Below are 2889 nucleotides of genomic sequence, written 5' to 3' on the forward strand. Positions count from 1 at the left end.
CTGAAGAGGTTTTTGAAAATTCCTGAGACCAAAGGCGGTCAGTCTGTGCAAATGAAACTCCTGTAATAAGAAGCATACCAAGTAGGGTTAATTGTCTTTTCATATTAAATATTTGTTTTTAATTATGGTAAATCGAAATTAATAAAAAATATATTACGAAAAACAAAAATTTTTAAGAAAATTTTTGAGCATTCGTTTAACATATTATGCAATACATTGAATATCTTTAAATTAACATTGTCCCAAAATGAAAAAATGACACACGTAATTTACGCATGTCATTCATTATCAGTTAAAATAATTTTCAGCTATCTTATATCATCAGCAGTAGGGCCGTAAAGTCCGGGAACTTTATTTCCGGTTGATCTTAAATAAACAACCAGCTCACCTCTGTGATGGTACAAATGATTATAAAGAAAACCTCTTACTACCTGAATTTTTGGTGAAGCAGGGAAAAGAGTGTTTCCATTCATTTCCATCTTCCATTCATTAAAATAAGTGCTTTCATCAGAGTTTTCCAAAGCCTTCTGCGCCTTAGCTACATTTTCTTCAAACTTTGCAACAATATTTTCAGCTTTGGAAATATCACCTTTATCATACTGATAAGTTCCCATGTCAAAGACATCCTGATTAAAGGTAGGATCGTACCAGTTATAAACTTCTGCAATATGGGAAGCCAGCTGGCCTGTTGTCCAGTTTTTTTCAGAGGGTTTCCAGTCTAATGCGCTGTCAGGAATTGCTTTTAAAATTTTTCTGGTGTTTTCAGCTTCATGCAGAAACTCACCTAAAAGTGCCTGTTTAATCATTTGTATGAGGGTTAAAATTATTTTGTAATATCTCTTCCAATAACCAGTCTCTGGATTTCAGAAGTTCCTTCACCAATCGTACAAAGCTTAGAATCTCTGTAGAATTTTTCAGCAGGGAAGTCCTTGGTATATCCATATCCGCCAAAGATCTGAACGGCATTATTAGAAATTCTTACACAAGCTTCAGAAGCGTATAGTTTGGCCATTGCTCCTTCTTTTGTCATTTTCTGTTTAGCATTTTTTAATGTTGCAGCTCTTTGGATTAAAAGTTCCGCAGCATCAATTTCTGTAGCCATATCAGCTAACATGAAGTTAATAGCCTGGAATTCAGAGATTGATTTTCCGAACTGATGTCTTTCTTTAGCGTATTTTAAAGCTGCTTTATAAGCTCCTCTTGCTGTTCCTAAACTTAATGCTGCGATAGAAATTCTACCTCCGTCAAGAATTTTCATAGCCTGCTTGAAACCTTCACCTACTTCTCCTAAACGGTGAGAATCCGGTACACGTACATTATCAAAAATTAATTCTGCGGTTTCAGAAGCACGCATTCCTAATTTATTTTCTTTTTTTCCTGAAGTAAACCCAGGCATTCCTTTTTCCAAAACGAAAGCAGTAGAGTTATTCTTAGCTCCTTTCTCACCTGTTCTGGTCATTACTACAGCAATATCACCTGAAATAGCGTGAGTAATGAAGTTTTTAGCACCATTAATGATCCATTCATCCCCATCTTTTACGGCAGTGGTAGACATTCCTCCTGAATCTGAACCAGTGTTGTGTTCTGTTAATCCCCAAGCACCGATTACTTTTCCGGAAGCTAACTGAGGAAGCCATTTGTGTCTTTGCTCTTCATTTCCAAATTCATAAATATGATTGGTACAAAGAGAGTTGTGCGCTGCTACAGAAAGACCAATAGACGGATCTACCTGAGAAATTTCATCCAGGATAGTAACGTACTCATGATAACCTAAACCGGAACCTCCGTACTGCTCAGGAACTACAATTCCCATAAAACCCATTTCTCCCAGTTGGTGAAACAAGTCTTTTGGAAAAGTCTGGCTTTCATCCCACTCCATAATATTCGGTCGGATATTCTTCTCTGCAAATTCTCTAGCTGTCTCCGCTATCATTTTGATGTTGTCAATTGTCTCTGTATTCATATAGATAATAGTTAGTTCCCAAAGATAATTAAATTGACGGAATGCTAAAAAAAATTATTACATCCATAATAGTTTCGCGGTCAATATTTTAATTTCCAATTTTTTATATTCTGAAAATTAATGTATTCTTAATAAAATATTCAAACTTTTACGTATTTTATTTTACTAATTTAGTTGCCCAATTTTTAAGGCATGAAAAAAATTCTATTTCCTATTATTTTGATTTCTTCGTTTATCACTGCACAGGCTCCTGCCGGATATTATAACGGAACCACCGGATTAACTGGCTATGCCCTGAAATCTAAGCTTCATGATATTATCTCTGAAAAGAATATCAACTGGCATTATGATGGGATTCAACTTTTCTACACACAAACAGATCTGGACAAATACTATGATCATGATGCGAGCAATACAGAATATTTACTGGATATTTATTCTGAAATCCCTTCAGGACCCGATGCATACGAATATAAAGTAAATCAATTGATAGCAGGAGTGAGTGGAGAAGGACAGGGCTATAATAAGGAGCATATGATGCCACAAAGTACATTTACTACTCTTCTTGTAGACACAGGTAAAACCATCAGTGATTATCCTATGTTCTCAGACCTGAACTTCATTATACCAACTGATGCCAGAATCAACCAGCTAAGGAGAAATTATCCATATGGAATAGGAAATAATGTTAACCATTACAATTTTACCAACGGTTCAAGAATATCCAATGCGGCCATCCCTAATTATCCCTATACAGGAAGAGTTTATGAGCCTATAAATGAGTTTAAAGGGGATATTGCAAGAGCTTTATTATATTTTGCGGTAAGATATGAAGGTAAATTTGGCTCATTTAATACGGCTTATACAACCTCAAACAGTATAACCCCTGCAACGGACCAATGTCCACTTGATGGTACGGAAGAAAG

At 35.6% G+C, this 2889-nt stretch carries 3 protein-coding genes; 1 reads left to right on the plus strand and 2 read right to left on the minus strand.

Annotation, left to right across the window (positions count from 1 at the left end; all coding sequences use genetic code 11):
- Positions 1-308: 308 nt before the first annotated feature.
- Positions 309-806 carry a DinB family protein gene (locus BBH99_RS10885; protein WP_066695437.1) on the minus strand — a complete coding sequence of 166 codons (498 nt, stop codon included), beginning with the start codon at positions 804-806 and terminating at the stop codon, positions 309-311.
- Between the two features lie 17 nt (positions 807-823).
- Positions 824-1963 carry an acyl-CoA dehydrogenase family protein gene (locus tag BBH99_RS10890; RefSeq protein WP_066695439.1) on the minus strand — a complete coding sequence of 380 codons (1140 nt, stop codon included), beginning with the start codon at positions 1961-1963 and terminating at the stop codon, positions 824-826.
- Positions 1964-2155: 192 nt separating this feature from the next.
- Between BBH99_RS10890 and BBH99_RS10895 the strand changes: the two genes are divergently transcribed.
- A partial coding sequence (locus tag BBH99_RS10895; protein ID WP_185111066.1) for an endonuclease occupies positions 2156-2889 on the plus strand: 734 nt, incomplete at its 3' end.

Source organism: Chryseobacterium contaminans (assembly GCF_001684955.1).
Taxonomy (GTDB): Bacteria; Bacteroidota; Bacteroidia; order Flavobacteriales; family Weeksellaceae; genus Chryseobacterium; species Chryseobacterium contaminans.

What these genes read in the sequence shown, in the direction of transcription:
- BBH99_RS10885 (WP_066695437.1), bottom strand. Translation starts at nt 806, where the DNA reads ATGATTAAACAGGCACTTTTAGGTGAGTTTCTGCATGAAGCTGAAAAC.
- BBH99_RS10890 (WP_066695439.1), bottom strand. Translation starts at nt 1,963, where the DNA reads ATGAATACAGAGACAATTGACAACATCAAAATGATAGCGGAGACAGCT.